At 50.3% G+C, this 16,395-nt stretch carries 15 protein-coding genes and 3 pseudogenes; 4 read left to right on the top strand and 14 right to left on the bottom strand.

Translation table 11 applies throughout. The features are described 5' to 3' along the window. Nucleotides 1-420, top strand: a pseudogene (locus F591_RS32160) (IS1380 family transposase); the annotation flags it as partial. A gap of 1,466 nt (nt 421-1,886) precedes the next feature. Here the strand turns inward: F591_RS32160 and F591_RS0125055 are convergent. Both F591_RS0125055 and F591_RS0125050 read right to left on the bottom strand, forming a co-directional pair. After that, nucleotides 1,887-2,285, bottom strand: coding sequence for a hypothetical protein (locus tag F591_RS0125055; protein WP_019537336.1), 399 nt, complete (start codon nt 2,283-2,285; stop codon nt 1,887-1,889). 29 nt (nt 2,286-2,314) lie between these two features. Further along, on the bottom strand, nt 2,315-2,776 hold the full coding sequence (locus F591_RS0125050; RefSeq protein ID WP_019537335.1) for a hypothetical protein: 462 nt from the start codon (nt 2,774-2,776) through the stop codon (nt 2,315-2,317). Between the two features lie 314 nt (nt 2,777-3,090). Between F591_RS0125050 and F591_RS33155 the strand changes: the two genes are divergently transcribed. Together F591_RS33155 and F591_RS33150 are read left to right on the top strand one after the other, a co-directional pair. Beyond that, nucleotides 3,091-3,381: a hypothetical protein gene (locus tag F591_RS33155; RefSeq protein ID WP_245581130.1), complete on the top strand. Its 291-nt coding sequence runs from the start codon at nt 3,091-3,093 to the stop codon at nt 3,379-3,381. Further along, a pseudogene (locus F591_RS33150) lies at nt 3,344-3,471 on the top strand (winged helix-turn-helix transcriptional regulator); the annotation flags it as partial. The gene F591_RS33155 and the pseudogene F591_RS33150, both read left to right, overlap by 38 nt. Here F591_RS33150 and F591_RS0125040 read toward each other — a convergent pair. After that, entirely contained in the window at nt 3,468-4,259 is a 792-nt protein-coding gene (locus tag F591_RS0125040; protein ID WP_019537333.1) for a hypothetical protein, read from the bottom strand. The pseudogene F591_RS33150 and the gene F591_RS0125040 overlap by 4 nt on opposite strands. A 351-nt stretch (nt 4,260-4,610) precedes the next feature. Here F591_RS0125040 and F591_RS29070 point away from each other — a divergent pair. After that, nucleotides 4,611-5,324, top strand: a pseudogene (locus tag F591_RS29070) (2OG-Fe(II) oxygenase). 447 nt (nt 5,325-5,771) lie between these two features. Here the strand turns inward: F591_RS29070 and F591_RS0125020 are convergent. The 11 genes from F591_RS0125020 to F591_RS30930 all read right to left on the bottom strand — a co-directional run. After that, nucleotides 5,772-6,800 carry a LacI family DNA-binding transcriptional regulator gene (locus tag F591_RS0125020; protein ID WP_019537330.1) on the bottom strand — a complete coding sequence of 343 codons (1,029 nt, stop codon included), beginning with the start codon at nt 6,798-6,800 and terminating at the stop codon, nt 5,772-5,774. Nucleotides 6,801-6,844: 44 nt separating this feature from the next. Further along, nucleotides 6,845-8,482, bottom strand: coding sequence for a hypothetical protein (locus F591_RS0125015; protein WP_019537329.1), 1,638 nt, complete (start codon nt 8,480-8,482; stop codon nt 6,845-6,847). 9 nt (nt 8,483-8,491) lie between these two features. Then, a complete protein-coding gene (gene hxlB / locus F591_RS0125010; protein ID WP_026326891.1) occupies nt 8,492-9,046 on the bottom strand; it encodes a 6-phospho-3-hexuloisomerase in 555 nt (184 codons plus the stop codon). Further along, the gene (hxlA, locus tag F591_RS0125005) at nt 9,030-9,680 is read right to left on the bottom strand and encodes a 3-hexulose-6-phosphate synthase (protein WP_040742522.1); all 651 of its coding nucleotides are present in this window, start codon (nt 9,678-9,680) and stop codon (nt 9,030-9,032) included. Before hxlA ends, hxlB begins: the two co-directional genes overlap by 17 nt. A 31-nt stretch (nt 9,681-9,711) precedes the next feature. Beyond that, nucleotides 9,712-10,671, bottom strand: coding sequence for a sugar kinase (locus F591_RS0125000; protein ID WP_281166730.1), 960 nt, complete (start codon nt 10,669-10,671; stop codon nt 9,712-9,714). A gap of 33 nt (nt 10,672-10,704) precedes the next feature. Continuing rightward, complete coding sequence (locus F591_RS0124995; protein WP_019537325.1) at nt 10,705-11,547, bottom strand: carbohydrate ABC transporter permease; 843 nt, start codon at nt 11,545-11,547, stop codon at nt 10,705-10,707. After that, a complete protein-coding gene (locus tag F591_RS0124990; RefSeq protein ID WP_019537324.1) occupies nt 11,547-12,431 on the bottom strand; it encodes a carbohydrate ABC transporter permease in 885 nt (294 codons plus the stop codon). Before F591_RS0124990 ends, F591_RS0124995 begins: the two co-directional genes overlap by 1 nt. Nucleotides 12,432-12,536: 105 nt before the next feature. Further along, complete coding sequence (locus tag F591_RS0124985) at nt 12,537-13,838, bottom strand: ABC transporter substrate-binding protein (protein ID WP_019537323.1); 1,302 nt, start codon at nt 13,836-13,838, stop codon at nt 12,537-12,539. Nucleotides 13,839-14,127: 289 nt separating this feature from the next. Then, nucleotides 14,128-14,421: a hypothetical protein gene (locus F591_RS29820; protein WP_019537322.1), complete on the bottom strand. Its 294-nt coding sequence runs from the start codon at nt 14,419-14,421 to the stop codon at nt 14,128-14,130. Nucleotides 14,422-14,715: 294 nt separating this feature from the next. Beyond that, on the bottom strand, nt 14,716-15,816 hold the full coding sequence (locus F591_RS29815; protein WP_019537321.1) for a flagellar hook assembly protein FlgD: 1,101 nt from the start codon (nt 15,814-15,816) through the stop codon (nt 14,716-14,718). Nucleotides 15,817-16,146: 330 nt separating this feature from the next. Continuing rightward, nucleotides 16,147-16,395, bottom strand: a 249-nt coding sequence (locus F591_RS30930; RefSeq protein ID WP_211217634.1) for a transposase, incomplete at its 5' end; no start/stop codon positions are given.

Here is a 16,395-nt window from a genome sequence, read left to right as displayed (position 1 = left end):
TTCTAATGAATTTTCACTACAAAACGCAACGAGCTGCGGTGGCATCAAAATCTTCCTGGCCTTTCTCGAAAAAATCAAACTGCCGGAGGCGATGTGCAGCCTCTCCGGCGGCAAAGCGCGTAACTCACTCTTCCCCGTTTACCGTATTCTGCTCTATCTCATCGTTGGCTGGATGCTTGGCTGCGAACGGATTTTTCATTTCCGTCGTTTGCAAGGCGACGCGCTGCTAAGGCGCTTTCTCGGCGGCCGCTGCCCGCATCACAGTCTGTTGTACAAGGTCGTTTCTGTCCCTCTTTGGTTAACGAACTGCGGATGCTGAATCAAGAGATCATTCGACCCTGCTTGCCACCTGAGCTGATTCTCGATCTGGATTCCACGGTAGAGACCGTGTACGGCGATCAGTCCGGCGCGGCCAAGGGGGCCCCCGTGCAAATAAATTAAGGCGGGGTATTTTCGGCCAGGCTCATAATCCGGAGGCAGGACAAGAAGGCTTTCAATCTCCCAATCGTCGCTTGGATATTTGATCACTCGAACGTTAGGAACTTGCAGCGGTTGAGGCCATTCGTTAAAATGACTGATTTTTCGGATGGAGCCGCTTTGCGAACTATGAAGCTCGGCAGGTTCTCTCGGATTACTGTATGGAAAAATAACGCCTGCTTTATTATGAAAGCTAACCGGGCCCGATGGGTGATAAACGCTGTGAACGACATGATTCTCCGCCGTGATTGGCGTTGCCAGCAATTTAGCCGTATCCACGGAATATAGAATATTGGATACGCCCTGATGCGAGGAAACATAGAGCCGGGATCCATCATGCGACCAACAGTGAAGATGGACATTGCCAGGTACACTTACTTTCCCTTTTGGCGCTGCCTCTCCATGGAGCAATGATGTAATGACAATTTCGTTGGGGGAAGACAGGTTGGCAAATAAGAGCTCGCCGGAAGGTAATAATCGGGCGACGTCCACTCTTCCCGAATAAATGTCGCAGACCTCTTTACTTTCGACGTTCAGTCGCCTCAGAACTTTTCCATGCTTGATGCATACGTCTTTATCGTCAAACCAGCCAACAATTTTAACCACCGTACCTTGTTGAGTAAGCAGCGGCTCGGTTTGCTCTGTGCTTATATCCAATCGATATAAGACCGATACGGTGGGTTTTAATTTCTTTTGCCAAAGCTTTATTTCATCGGACCATTCGGCAATCACTTCAATGTCCTCTAAATTCGAACCTATCTGCCGCTCCACGATATATCTTTGACCATACCTGCTTCCATTCGGCAAGGCCGTATACAGAATGTACTTACTATCCGGTGACCAGCTCAGCATGGCATCGTTAAAGGGATCTGCGCCCTCGAAATGGGAAAACGTTAATTGACGCTTGTTCGCCCCATCCTTATCCATCATCCATATTTCTTTATCGCCTGACTTCTTGGAAAGAAATGCAATGCGATTCCCGTCCGGGGAGAAACACGGACTGTGCGAATCCTGTTCTTCAGGTCCCGTTAATGGTACGGCCTCACCCGTTAAATGCAATTTCCATATGGATCGATTCCGATTCTCCAATGCATATTCTTCGTGCGGCATATCGCTATTCCCAAAGGTCACGAGCAGCTCCGTATCGTTTGGTGACATAACAAGCTCGCGATATTGGTAATAGTGCATTTTAAGAAGCGAATCAATCCATAAGTAACCCTCGTTGTTCATGAAGGCGCCCTCCCATTTGTACGGATTGAAGTTGAAACAAGATGCGGTTGCTCTATAACTTATATTCGACGAGTTGCCAAAATTATCCTGCCAATTTCAGCAATCACTGCAACGGGAAATGGAAGGGGAAAGTAGAAGTTCAAAAGAGGAGCTTCTTATCTCAAAGCTCCTCTATCTATCTATTCTTTTAGATTCTGCGCAAACGTGACGAGTCTGTTGAGTTCAAACATATGTGGTAATTTTGATGCTCTTAAAACGACTCTTAGAATCGACTCCCGATCGGTTCGCCATTTGAATTGTTCGAATAATGGCTTTAGATCTTGAGCCAAATCATCCCAATATGGCGCCATATCTTCTTGCTTTCCATCGAGCTTCCGAAGTACCTTTACATGCTTACTAAAAATCGTCATCATTTCATGTGCTTGCATTTCATTAAGCTCTTCCGTCATTATATAGTCCCAAAGTACATATGCTTCGGGGTTTAAAGACAAATCGCGAAGTAGATGGATATAGTATTCAAGCCGTTCAACCTTTTGCTCTAGCCGCGCAACCTTTTGTTCTAAGTTCTCTTCATTCATCAATTATACCAGTCTCCGTCAGACATTCCTTATAATAATACTTCAATAACAACATTAGCAATAAGGCGAGCTGCTGAAAGAGGTAATCCGGCATCGTATAATGCTCCAGACAGCTTGTCCTTGAGATTCTGCATTGTGACTTCCTGCCAGTCAAGTAACCATTTAATTTCATTCTTCATTCCATCAACCGCGGAGTCAATCTTACCAGTATGCTTGCCTAGCCCAACATTTCTCATGGCACTTTTAATTGCTTCGATGTTGTCTTTATTATCTAATGCCTTGAGCATTTGTTCAAGGGCTTTTTTGGCAATTTTAGCTTTCGCTTGGGGTTGAATATCAGTCTGAGTAGGAAAAGCAGTCACCGGCGATAAATTCTGATTTTGGTTTTCATACGGATTTGGTGAGGCTAGTGCAGTGAGAGGGGAAAATGCAGATACTAGCATGGTTGCCGACAATGTTGCGATTACGATTTTGGATTTAACTTTAAACATCGGATAAATTCATCTCCTTTTCTAAAATATGTATTACCATTTCATAGTAATATATTTATCGATATTTTCATATAGGACTAAAGTCTTCTTTATATTGAAAAAATTGTATATAATATGTTGATTAACGAATACAAATCTTCGGATTGAGCGTTAGGAATAATAACAGTACGGCGAGAGCCGTGCTACCAACACGGGGCCCTATACAATATCCTCTTTTAAGTTCTGGAGTCGTTATTTCTGTCGCAAAACTCCCTCGCGATCAGCGAATTTCGAGAGAGAGTTTTGCGACAGTGTATGGTGCCGGATTTCAGTGTATGACGATGGACGATGAAAAGTCAGCATTTTTGCGACGCCGCTTCGTCTTCGCGCCAATAGCGGCCCGAGCCTTTTCGAATCCCGGCTACTTTGGTAATTTACCGACCGTAGTGGCCGTATTAGTCCGCGTGTGCGACGGCGCTAATTTCGATCAACTGATCGAGATATGCCAGGTATGTTATGCCGATGAGGCTGCCGGCCGGCCGATGTTGTTCCACGTATTCCTTGAAAAGCCGAACGATGGGCGCGAGCATAGTGGAACGGAAAGAGTATCCTCAAGTTCCTCCTAAGTCGAGTACCGTCTTACCGATAAAACGGAAACGCTATTGCCCGTTTTGGAACAGTTATGTGAGTGGGGAGCAAAAAAACAAAACCATTAAATCCGAATTTCAATTAAACGATTCGCTGCATGAAACACATATTCCCAATCCGGACTGTCTATCGAATACCAGACTCGGTCATCATACGTCCATTCCATATGTAATGTTCGTTTCGGTGCCTGCTGTCCGGAAATGTAGCCTTGCTTGATTTCCTTTCCTTCAAGCTGCTTCATCAGCCCTAACAACTCTTGAGCCAAACCGATCGACGTATTTTCAGGCACTTGATCGATCGGCTGGCCGATATCGTTCGGCTCCCCTTGAGTCGTCAGCAGCCAATTCCCCTCTTGCCATACAACCATATCGCTGGGAACGGCATTGGTTTTTGTTTCAGCTTCATGGTATAGGGTCGTTGGCGTTTCACCAACGACAATCGAACTGCTATATTTCAGATGCTTCTTCAATCCATCCATAACCTCTTCAGCCGGGCGATAATCGGGCGCGACTTTTCCCGACAATATGGCTCGCATCGCCGACACCGTGATTCCCCCGTCTTTATTAGATGAGTCCGTTTCCTCATAAATGATGATTTCGTACCCGTCTGCAGAGGTCGTCACCTTGATAGCATGACGCGCACCGGGGTTCCCAATTTTCGGCAAGATTTCAGGCACTAAAACGGGAACGGGACTTGCCTGCAATTCCTTCGCCACACTCATAAACAAAGCCGGAACTTTCCCTTCAACATTCGGGTCTTGTATGGAAATCGATGGCCTGACTGACACTGTATCCATCGAACAAGCCGCAAGCACGGCGGCCACCAACAGAACCGGCCCTAATAAACGCAACCCCATCACCCCACCATCCCTGCTCCCTTTTCCATCTTTTATAGAAATATGACGATTCTTAGATAAACGAGGTTCCGTTGACCCGTCGTATTCCCATTCCCTCGCCTATTTCGCAATCTTGCTCTTTCATTCAACCACTGCTCTTACCTGCGGATTTACAGGGTATACTAGGGAGTAGGAACGGCCTCGTTTTGACGGTCGGTGCTGCCATTAGCGACAATCTCCTGTTAATCACGATGCTGTATCACCGCATTTTCGGCCAAAACGGGGCGTTGGCGGGCCGCCGCGGCGCAATCGAAATGAAATCCACTCGCTGGAGCTAGAGCATACGTTCCCGCGAAGCAAAGGAGCTTGATCATGCCTGATATCCATCCCCTTTCCGCAACCGATTTGAACTGGAATGAGCTGGATCAGACGCTGGATGAGCAGGGCTACGCCAAGCTGCCGCGCTTGATTAGCGAGGAAGCGTGCAGCCGCCTGATCGTCGGCTATGAAGATGCATCGCTGTATCGCAAAAGATCGATATGCAGCGATACCGATTTGGCATCGGAGAATACAAGTATTACGACGCGCCGCTTCCGGCGCTGCTTCAGCAGCTTCGGGAACAGCTGTACCCCGGGCTGGCCAGAACGGCAAACCGTTGGCAGGAGCAGTTGAACCAGCCGGCTGCGTATCCGGAGGCGCTGGCCGCCTTTTTGGATCAATGCCATCAAGCAGGGCAATGCCGCCCGACTCCATTGATCCTGAAATACGAAGCGGGCGGGTACAATTGTCTCCATCAGGATTTGTATGGGGACGTCTTCTTTCCGTTTCAAGTCGTGTTTGTTCTCAATCAGCGGGGCGTGGATTACGAAGGCGGCGAATTTTTGCTCGTGGAGCAGCGGCCGCGGGCGCAAAGACAGAGGGCACGTCATTACGCTGAATCAAGGCGAAGGGCTGATTTTTCCAACCCAACAACGACCTGTGCAGGGAACGCGCGGGTATTACCGGGTCACCCTGCGGCATGGCGTCGGTACGGTCACATCGGGCACGCGATACAGCCTGGGCATCATTTTTCATGACGCCACTTGAATATGAGATCCGGAAGGTTTGACGATGGACACTTGAATTGCCCTGCAGTCTCCCGGATCGCCATGACGGGATGACTCTAACGCTGATGACGAGTGCTATTTCGATGAATCTGACGGTTTAAAAAATATAACGAAACGGATTAACGCTATTTTTCCAGAACCCCCGGTTTCTGCAGCCAAAACTGCAATTTAAGGTTACCTGCAAGCGTTACAATCCCAAATCGGTCATTTCGAGCTGATTAAGCTTTGTGACAGTCGTTAGCTCTGGCGCCGCGGTTGATTCGCCGATTCGCATCAATCGGACGTCGATGACGTTACCCTGCCAACTGCCGGCCGCGCAACCAAAAGCCCCTCCGCCTGCCATGGCGAAGGGGCTTCTATCCGCACGTGCGACCTATGGGCTCGATGGGCCGCCACCGTTTTCCGAGCAGCGCGCTCACGCTCTTATTCACTTGGCAGAAGGCACCTGATGGGGGCCACAGGACTGTCTGACCTGCAGCGTGCCGCTGAACGAATGAATTTCCGGCGCAAGGGCCGCCTTGTTCTTGGTCTGCTCCAGCAGCAGCTCGGCGGCCTTATAGGCCATCTGCACAGCCGGGTGCTTGAGCGTTGTAAGCGGAGGGCTGATAAACTTGGCGAACTCGACATCGTCAATGCTTACCAATGCCAGATCCTCCGGAATCCGAACCTTCTGCTCCAGCAGGTAAGGCAATACTTCCATCAGCACGAGATCGTTCCCCGCCAGCAAAGCGGTAGGAGGCTGTTCCAGCTGCAGAAGCTCGCGGACCTGCTGAGCGACCTCGCGAATCGGAACGCTTCTGACGTATTGATCATTGCCAGTTATGCCATGGTCTTGCATCGCGGCACGGTAGCCCTGAATGCGCTCGGCGCGGGTGCTGATATTCGTCGGAGGGGTAATGATCGCGATGTTCCGATGGCCCCGATCGATCAGATGCGATGTGCATACATAGGCAGAATGGATGTTGTCCATCACTACCGTAGGAAAGGGCACTCCTTCCACTTTACGATCGAGCAATACGACCGGGTAATGGTCTTGGGCCAACTGCCTATACACCTCATCATTGCGGCAGGTCGGGATAATAATGACGCCGTCCACTTGCTTGGCCCGCAGCATATCGATATATTTTTTTTCCTTGGCCGGATCTTCATCGGTATTGCAGATGATGACATGATAATCGTACATATGGCAGTAATCTTCGATCGCCCGGGTAATTTCGGTAGTAAACCGATGAAGCAAATTCGCGACAATGACGCCGATCGTTGCCGTTGTTTTCTGCTTCAAACTTCTTGCCAGCACATTCGGCTGGTAGCCCAGCTCCTCAATCGCCTGCTGGATTCTCTGCTTCGTGTCGGCCGACATATATTCGTACCGCCCGTTTAAATATTGAGATACGGTGCTTTTGGAGACGTTGGCCTTTTGCGCCACGTCGAGAAGGGTAGCTTTTTTTCTGGCCATCGTTCATTCCTCCTGAAGCGTGGTATTGTCGTATCCGCCATCCATTATTTGTTCAACTGGTCTCTTCCATGATGAAATCCGGGTCCGCCTGCAGCCATGTATCCGTGACTGCGTCCGTCACTCTCTCGGGCGATCCAGAACGAGTACAAGTGTGCATTGTCCAAATAAAAACGAATGCGGATCATGCGCTGCCCGAGCTCTTTCAATTCCCGCTCCTTCCATAAGAGCTGCACCTGAGTGCTGTCGACCGACAAGGGAATGCAATCCGATCGGGAGAAGCCGTCGATGACGTTATAGTTTTCATCCAGCAGCTCGGCGCAGATCGCCCCCGCGGCAGAATCGACGTTGACGAAGAGATGGCTGCCTTGGAACTGCAGTTTCTTAGTTAATATATACCCGCCTTTCCCCTCATCCGTCAATGAGGCAAAGCCGTCCCGCCTTAGCTTGGCCAGGCCGACGCTGCCACCCGAATACTCATGGGTTCCAAACTGGGGGGATTGTCCGGAGAAAAACGAAACGTAAAAATACAATTCGTCGCCGACGACGAGACAGACGCCGTTCGGAGAGTGCGCATAACCGTAATTCCACGAGCCGGGCTCGCGCGAAGACGAGATGAAATTGTCATACGTCGGCCGCTCCCAATGGAAGCCGTCTCTGCTGAAGGCCAGCTTCAGATCATTAATCTTGGGCGTTCCCGTCAGCTCGCAAATCGGGTTGGGCGGGCCCATAAAAACGCTGTATACACCAAGCATGATGCTTTCATAAGGAGTGGCGTCCAGGTTGTACAACTGCGTATAATAACCCAGCTTTGGATCCGGTGCATCGTAAATATCGGTGCGGGCCCAGAAGCGGACATCCTCTTCCTTCCACTTTGCTCCCTTGAAGAAATCGTCGGTCTCGTAATACCCTCGCGTTCGGACCCGGCCGTCCAAGGAGGAGAAGGTGCGCAGGCTGAACACCCATTTTCTGGTGAACGGGTTGTAGAAAAAGGTGCTATTATCTCCGGAAAGCGTCGTTTCGCCGGCCTCCGTCCAATCGATGCCATTCGCCGACTTGTACAGCTGGATCGTCTCGAGCGGCGGCAAGGAGCCGGGAACGTCATGAAAATGCTTGGGCATCTGATGATAGTACTTCACGTCGAAATCGTACTTTCGATAAAACACGAGCATTTTGTATCTTTCGTCAGGGTCTGCGGCTTCATAGTCGATCCACACGGCCGATCCGTCGCGCAGAGCGCCAGGCTGCCTGGGGATGACCCGATCGTCCTTGCGGCTCGGGTCCAGCTCGGACAAGCGCTGCCAATGAATGCCGTCCGCGCTTTCGGCGTAGCCGATCCCGTCAAACCAGCCGGCTTGATACCACATTTTGAATTTCTTGTCGGCATCGTCGTAAAAAATACCGTCATTGAACGGACAAGCGCAGGTGCAGTACCCGTCGTTCATTTCGAGCGGCGTCTTCGGCTGAAACACGGGCTGTTCCATCAGTACCGGCTGATGGTACACGGTGGACAAGTCGGTGTATTCAATCAAAAAGCGATCGACGAACAGCTGGCGCCCGATCGATATATCGACCACATCCGGCCAATACGCTCTATGCTCCGACGGCAGCGGTTTGTCCAGATTGACTTCCCGGTACACAGGAGGCCACACTTTCGGCAATTCGACGTTGTTGTACAGTTTCATCCATTCACCTCATTGCAGGTTGGAGTGACGCTGAGCCAGCTCCCGATCGCCATGACGATTGGATTCGCTCAGCAAATGAATTACGACGGCATCCAGCAGCAGATGCAGACATTGATCGAACTGATTCCCCAGGGGCTGAATCGTAGGCGGCTCGTCCTCCAGCCTCTTTTTGGTGGCCGCCGGAATGCGAAGCGTACCGTCGCTGTATTCTGCTATTTTCGAGTGCCGGTTGGTGGTCACGAGCAGGACGGAGGCGCCGCTCTTCCGGGCCTGACTGGCGTACAGATGCACGGTTTCCGTCGTGCCGGAGCCGGAGATGGCGACAAGCACATCCGCGGGGCCTATGCTCGGCGTAATCGTCTCCCCAACGGCAAAGGCATCATATCCGGCGTGCATTAGGCGCATGGCGAACGCTTTGCCCATCAATCCGGACCGCCCTTCTCCGGCTACAAAAATACGCTCCGCCTTACGAAGGCTAGCCCCAAAGGCGAGAAATTCCTCTTCGCTAACATGCGCCAATACTTCAGTGACTTCGCGGCTTATCGCGTCAAGCAAAGCTTTCATAGGCTTCGATCATCTTCTTTCTGATAGTCTGTGCGGCAGCCCTGTAAGAATCGGCTCCGGTGATGGCACTGCCGACGATGACGATATCCGGTCTGTACGCAGCGACGGTTTCGATCGAATCCGCCGAGACGCCTCCCGCATAGGCAAATCCCGCATCTGCCAACCGGTGCAGCAATGCGGCCGTTTCCGCCGCCCGCCGCTCTGCATCACGACTGCCCTGCATGTCCTTCCCGACATGCACGGAGAACAGACGAGCGCCCAACTCGTATAATCGAATAATCGCCTGCTCCTCGTGAACGCCGAGCAAATCGATCATCACTTGCCCGCCGGACCGGCGAGCGGCTTCCAGGGAATCCGCGATCGTTCGTTCATCCGAAAAAGCCATCACCGTCGTTAGGCTCGCTCCCGCGGATAAGGCCTGTACCGTCTCATGCTTGCCGGCGTCGCAGGTTTTCATATCGGCCAGTATGGGCAAATCCGGATAGGATTGCTTCACATCGGCAATGATGCCGACGCCGTACTGCTTGATCACCCCGGTGCCGATTTCGAGAATATCGATAAGGTCCCGCACCTCGGCAACGATCTCCCCGCATTGCGCTCGAGTCAACCGATCCAGCGCCAATTGCAGTTTCATCAATTCACCCGCTTTCTTGTTCAACGCATGCTCATCGCCCAATCCTTTGTTCCAAGCCGAGCTTCTGCAGCACCTCTTCATAGAACGGCAATCCTTCGTTGTCTCCCGATACGCTGACCACCATCGAGCCTACCGCATTGGCGAAGGTCATGACCTTGTCGAGCGGCCACCCCTTAACAACGCCCAGCAGAAACCCGGCATCGAATCCGTCCCCGGCTCCTACCGTATCCACGATGGCATTCGGCGGCAAAGCAGGCTTGCTGATTCGCTGTCCGTTATCGTAGCCAATGCTGCCTTCCGCTCCACGCTTGATGGCAATGCGCCGGATCCCCATCTCGGCGAAGCTCCGAATGATGTCATCCGGGTCGCTGACGCCAAGCAGCAGCTCGGCCTCGTCTTGTCCCGTCAGCATAATATCGACAGAAGGGAGCAGCGGCCCCAGGCATTGTCTGGCCTCCTCCTTCGACCACAACTTCAGGCGAATGTTCGGATCGAAGGCCACCAGCACGCCGTTGTTTTTGGCTATTTCAATCGCCCTGTAGATTACCGACATATCGTGGCGGCTAATGGCGGAAAAAACGCCGGTCAGATGAAGAATCCTGGCGCGCTTAATCTCCTCCTCCGGCAAATGGTCCGCCGTCATCGTCAGCATGGGCGAGTTCATTCTGTAGTAAAAGGTGCTTCCCGTACCGTCCTCGCGAATTTCCTTGAAATTGACGGATGTAGGATAACCGTCCAGCAATTCCACATGGGTGACGTCAATGCCCTCGCCTCTGGCGAAATTATAAATGTACTTGCCGAACTCATCGTTGCCGAGCCGGCTGATCCAACCGGTTCGCAGGCCAAGACGGGCGCATCCGATCGCCAGGTTCAACTCGGCGCCGCCAACCTTCCGTTCGAAATCACCGACAAAGCGAAGCGGCCCCCGGCTTTTGGGATTCATCGTCACCATGCCGTCTCCTATGGTTATAACATCCAATCTCTTATCCAATGCAATCTCTCTCTTCTGTGTGTTGATGTGACGCTACTTGACGGAACCTTGTAAAATCCCTTGAATGACGTAGCGCTGAGCGAACAAATAAATCAAGAGAACCGGCAGCGTCGTCAGCAAAATACCGGGCAAAAACTTGGCATAATCGGTGGAGTAAATATCTTTAAACACCTGGATCGCCAGCGGCAGCGTGAGGCTGTCCTTGCCTGCGTTCTGCAGGACAATGAGCGGCAGCAGGAAGTCATTCCATATCCACAAGGTATGCAAAATCCCAATGGTGACGGACGTAGGCAGCAGAATCGGAAACACGATTTTGAAAAACGTCTGATTGCGTCCGCATCCGTCGATAAAGGCAGCTTGCTCCAGCTCCCGCGGGATGCTTTTAATAAAGCCGTGATAAATAAACACCGCCAGCGGACTGCCGAATCCGATATACATGAAGATCAGCGTCGGCTGCGGCATCGCGCTAATCCAACCCAAGTGTCTTCCATAGACGCTGACCAGCGGAATCATAATCGCCTGAAAAGGAATGATCATCGAAGAGACCATCATCATAAACAGCGTCGTGTTGATCCGCGACGGATGGCGAACGAATTGATAAGAGGTCATCGCCGATAAGATTAGAATTACTAATATGCTGGTGAACGTAATGACGCTGGTGTTCATGAAGCTTCGGAAATAATGCATCTGCTCCATCGCGATTTTAAAATTATCGAAGCCGATCGACGTCGGCAAGGAAAACGGCGAAGCCATGATTTCCGCATTGGATTTGAAGGAGTTGAGCAGCAGCAAGGCGAACGGGAAGATGCTGACGATCAGCGCGACGGCCAGCAGAACCAAGACGAAACCGCGCCTGGCGGAAGAAAGCACGCCCATCAAATCTCTACCTCCTTCTTCTTGCTGAAATACAGCTGCAGCATGGTGACCGTGGCGACAATAAAGAACAGCACGAAGGCTTCCGCTTGTCCCAGGCCGTAATCATAGCTTCGGAACGCTTTGTCGAACACGTGCATGGATACCAGCACCGTGCTTCCGTAAGGGCCGCCCTCCGTGAGCGAATAATTCAGATCGTAGACCATAAAGCCTCTTTGCAGCGAAAGGAAGATTGTCACGATGAACGAAGGCACCATTAAAGGCAGCGTGATATGAATCAATTGACGCCACTTGCCGGCTCCATCCATCGAACTGGCTTCGATCAAATCTTTGGGAACATTCATCAGACCGGCGATGAATATGACCATCATGTAACCGGCATAATGCCATACCGTGACAACGACCAGCGCCCAGAAGGCCTTGTTCGGATCGCCGAGCCACGATTTGCTGAACAAAGCGATCTCATACTTTTGCCCGATGTTGACGAAAAATTGGTTGAATAAAAATTGCCACAGGAAACCTAAAACCAGTCCGCCGATCAAGCTGGGGGAGAAAAAGACCGCGCGAACGAGATTTTGGCGCTTCAATCCGGATACGATCAGATACGCCAGCAAAAATCCGCAGCCATTGATCAAAATCACGGTAGCGGCAACGTATTTGACGGTGAGCCAGACCGATTTCCAAAATGCTGCATCCTTGATCACGCCGACATAGTTCCCTAACCCCGTAAACGCCATATCCGTAGAAATGCCGTCCCATTTGAATAAGGTTAAATAAATTCCGTAAAGAAATGGGACGATCATGACCATCACAAAAATCAATATCGTCGGCCCGGTATACAGGAGCTGGTTGCCCCATCGCTTCAGCACACTTTTTTCCGAGGTCATTTGGACTCTGCCCCACTCCTAGAGTATTGTTTTAAAAAAAACGAAGAGATGGAAGGGAATGCTTCGCTCCCACCTCTTCCGGGTTGCTTTGCCTCCAAATACCGGTTACTTTTTGCTTTTCCAGTAGGCTTCGAGATCGGCAATCAGACCGGCACGGTCTGCGGCGCCGGCGAGATACTTCTGCATCGAGGCCCCGACCGATTTGGAATGGTCGCCGGGCACGTAGTTCGCGCCGAAGTCCAGCGTCTGGCCAGCATTCATGTAGGTCTGAATGGATTTGGCCAAGGAATCGCTCGGCTCCAAGGTGATGTTCTTGAAGGCGGGCAGAATGCTAGCTTTATTGACTAGGAAATCTTGTCCTTCCGCTTCGTACACAATCCAGTTCAAAAATTTCTTGGCCGCTTCCTGCTGCGCTTCCGTGCTTCCGACCTTGTCGATGAAGATTTGCTTCGTCGCGCCTACCGGAATCTTCGCGTTCAGCGGATCGTCGGCATTGTTGCTGACGGGCACCGGAAGGAACCCGTACTCGCCGCCCGGCTGCGCGGCATCCAATTGGCTGATCATCCAGTTTCCGTTAAAGGTGAAGGCGGCTTCGCCCTTAGCCACCGCCGCGGCGATATCGTCTGCGGTTACGGCCATCGGATCGTCTTTTTTCACGTTGTATTTTTTCATCATATCGAAGGTGTCGAGCAGTCCGTTGAACGCGGCGTTATCCGCCAAGCCTGCGCTGCCGGAGCTCAGATTGCTTAGGAACGTCGGAACATCGGACGATTGAGATACATAGGAAATCGGGAGAAAATGATTGCCGAGCGACCAAGGCATCGCGCCGATGATGAGCGGTGCCGTCCCGGACGCTTCAATCTTTTGGAATAACGCTTCCAGATCGGATGTCGTACGAACGGACTTCGGGTCGAAAGAGCCGCCAACCGCCTTGTCCAGCACTTGCTTGTTGTACACGAGGCCGTAGCCTTCGACCGCAAACGGGAAGGCGACTTTCGAACCGTTCTTCTGCAGCAGATCGCCGACCCATTTTTCTCCGGACAGATCGAGCGCCTTGTCCTCGAATTTGACAATGTCGCCGGCGTCCAGCATGCTGAGCGTGGCCGGCGTTCCCGACGAATACAGAATTGAAGCCCTTTCAAATGGAGACTGGCCGCTGGCTACAGTCATCACATTGACTTTAATATCCGGATATTTCGCCATAAACGTCTTCGCCGCTTCTTCAACGGCAGCCTGGATCTGGCCTTTGGAGTTCATGAACGTAATCTCGACAGGCCCGTTGGAGCCTCCGCCCTTATTGCCGTCATTCGAATTGCCCGCCGTGTTCGTACCGTTCCCGCCGCAGGCAGTGAGGACCATCGTTAACGCGACAAGAAAAACCACTGCTTTACCCCAAAATGCTTTCATCGTTCTCCTCCTCATAACATGTGCTTTTGTTCATTTCATTTTTTGTCTACGTAGTATGGCTTGTTTTTCCGATCCAGATCCCCCTTCAGGATTCGCCCATCAAGAAACCGCTTTCGTTATTCGCGCAAATTTGTGAGAATAACGAGAGGATCTCATGGATGACGTTTCTATTCGTTGATAAACCGGTTTACTAGAACGGTTTATGAGACCATACTACTATATTCCCTGCTGGCTTTCAACATTATTTTTGAGATTTTTTTGGGATGCATGATTTTTCTCCAAGTAACCTTCATAACCGGTCGGTTTCAGCGGAAAGCTTGCTCCAAACCGACTTGATCTCTGCGTATTCATCGCCCAACTTGTTTATGTACTGATCGTGCTCCGACTTCTTTTTCATCGCCTTATCCAGCCGCTCTATCGTGAAATTAATATCAATCGTTTGACCTCTGCTGCCGGTGCCACTACCGCCGATGCGGTTGAATCCCAATGATTTGGCGCAATACCGAAAAAAGTGCTTAACAAAATAATCTCCGCCTGGACGTGGGCCTTCTGATTCGCTATGAAACGCTAACGCTGATGACAAGCACTATTTCCATGAATACAGCGTTTATGAAACTATAAGGAAGCTGAGCCGCGCTATTTGACAAAAATCTCAATTTCGATCGCCCTGAATGTCCAATAAGGGTACTGATCAGCGTTACAATCCCACATCGGTCCTTTCGAGCGAAATAAGCTTTGTGGCCAGCGTTAGCTCGGCATCGCTGCCGCTTCTCCAGACCTGTTGGACCCAATTAAGCCGCAGGCTGCCATCCTCGCAGGAAGTCATTGCCACGTCATCATGATTTCACACGCTGTCTGTGCCATTTAAAAGCGGTAACTAATTGGGCTCAATCACGATAACTTGACCACCGCGATTTAAGGTAGTTGTATCTATTTCTTGAGTTTGAATCGGCGACGTCAGTTCTTCGGAATATTGAATGGCAGCATCACCTACAACACGCGCCATGTATTTGCCTGGCGGTACAGGATTTCCGTTAGAATCACGCTGGTTCCAGGAAAAAATCAATGTCTCATACTTTTGCCACGATGGAAATTCCATAGGATGAAGTGCTTTCGTTGATCCCGACCAAATGACTTTTTGACGATTTACATCAACGATTTCCAACGAAAACGCTAGCGGCTTTCTCAAAAATAAAGGCTGATCCTCTGTGGTTCCTACAGCAAAACGGTAATTAATCGGATCTCCAATGCTGTAGATCAGATTCGTTCCGTCACGTTTTTCCACAGGTGAGCTTCGAACGCCGAAGGATACGTTGAAAGGTGTTTGTACGAAAGTCCCCCCGGGTCTATGCTCGATCTGGCTTTCCTCCCAATCATACTCTTCACTTTGCACAGAAATGGACTGTATGGTCTGATCTGCATCGCTTAATGCTTTGGAAGAGCTTAAGTAAGCTGTGAATGCCCTGACATCTCCAGCCTGAAGCTCTTGATTTTCCGGATTGGAAATGGCAAAATAGTCCGTTCGATATTCGTTATCGTTTGTTTTTATATCTAGGCTGATTTTACGTGAATCGAACGATTTATTGATTTTAAGAAGACCACTGACAAAGTTTTGGTCAGAGGAGAAGTGGGTTTGAATGTTTCCAATGCTGATATAGCCCTGCGGATCGTGGATTGTAAACAGCTGATCCTCTGCTAAATACACGTCAATTTGACTTTTCTCGCCATCCGAATCGCTTTTTGAACGATAATCGACGGTCGCTCCCGAATTTTCAGCAAATAACCGCAATGGAATGTAGGCTTTATTGTTGTAACTTAAAACAATGTTGTCGCCTGTTCCATCGACTTGCTTGAGTTCCCCATTCACATGAAAATGAAGTACCGTTGGAAACAAGACCGCTTGAATCGAAGAAGCAGCTACCGTTGTTGATACAGCAAGAATTATTCCACACACAAGACCCAGAAAAAATTTGTTCATTGTGGCCTCCTTTTTGTGGTTTTGGGATTTATCATATTCCAAATTATAACGGTAATTATACATGATGGAACAAGTATGTAATGCAAGTGCGCACAGTGCGTCGTTTCGTACACTTTACGGACTTGAGGGTTATGGGATCGTTCCCGACCGATGAGTTGGAGGATAGTCATAGAAAGGTTTTTCGTTGATCGATAAGGTATTTGAACGAAAGTTGAGGGAAACGGTGCTTGTCCTAGCAGATGTAAAGTGCATCGATTCAGTTGGCCACAACCGTAAGCACTCTAATCTAAAAAAAATTTTATGGCTCAACATCAAAGTTAGTGCTTGACTTTATGTACCAAATCGTTCACGGTTACATTCGACCAGAAGTCCTTGTACGTAACGTTCCCGGTTCCGGGTGAAGTAATGTCGGCGTTGAAAGGCTTTCATTCGGTTGTTTCTTCCTTCAACCGCCGCATTGGTCCACCGACAGGAGTGATAATTGACGATCTCCGTTCGCCAGTTTCGCATCGTTTTGATGCAGGTGGCTACTGCCGGATGCTGAAAATGTTCCCCTTGTCCCAGCCAGCGGTCAAACCA

The sequence above is a fragment of the Paenibacillus ginsengihumi DSM 21568 genome, assembly GCF_000380965.1.
Classification (GTDB): Bacteria; Bacillota; Bacilli; order Paenibacillales; family NBRC-103111; genus Paenibacillus_G; species Paenibacillus_G ginsengihumi.
This window is presented reverse-complemented; position numbering and strand designations above follow the sequence as displayed.

Coding starts and splice junctions, on each gene's coding strand:
- F591_RS0125055 (WP_019537336.1), bottom strand. CDS start 2,285: ATGAATGAAGAGAACTTAGAACAAAAGGTTGCGCGGCTAGAGCAAAAG.
- F591_RS0125050 (WP_019537335.1), bottom strand. CDS start 2,776: ATGTTTAAAGTTAAATCCAAAATCGTAATCGCAACATTGTCGGCAACC.
- F591_RS33155 (WP_245581130.1), top strand. CDS start 3,091: ATGACGATGGACGATGAAAAGTCAGCATTTTTGCGACGCCGCTTCGTC.
- F591_RS0125040 (WP_019537333.1), bottom strand. CDS start 4,259: ATGGGGTTGCGTTTATTAGGGCCGGTTCTGTTGGTGGCCGCCGTGCTT.
- F591_RS0125020 (WP_019537330.1), bottom strand. CDS start 6,800: ATGGCCAGAAAAAAAGCTACCCTTCTCGACGTGGCGCAAAAGGCCAAC.
- F591_RS0125015 (WP_019537329.1), bottom strand. CDS start 8,482: ATGAAACTGTACAACAACGTCGAATTGCCGAAAGTGTGGCCTCCTGTG.
- hxlB (WP_026326891.1), bottom strand. CDS start 9,046: ATGAAAGCTTTGCTTGACGCGATAAGCCGCGAAGTCACTGAAGTATTG.
- hxlA (WP_040742522.1), bottom strand. CDS start 9,680: ATGAAACTGCAATTGGCGCTGGATCGGTTGACTCGAGCGCAATGCGGG.
- F591_RS0124995 (WP_019537325.1), bottom strand. CDS start 11,547: ATGGGCGTGCTTTCTTCCGCCAGGCGCGGTTTCGTCTTGGTTCTGCTG.
- F591_RS0124990 (WP_019537324.1), bottom strand. CDS start 12,431: ATGACCTCGGAAAAAAGTGTGCTGAAGCGATGGGGCAACCAGCTCCTG.
- F591_RS0124985 (WP_019537323.1), bottom strand. CDS start 13,838: ATGAAAGCATTTTGGGGTAAAGCAGTGGTTTTTCTTGTCGCGTTAACG.
- F591_RS29815 (WP_019537321.1), bottom strand. CDS start 15,816: ATGAACAAATTTTTTCTGGGTCTTGTGTGTGGAATAATTCTTGCTGTA.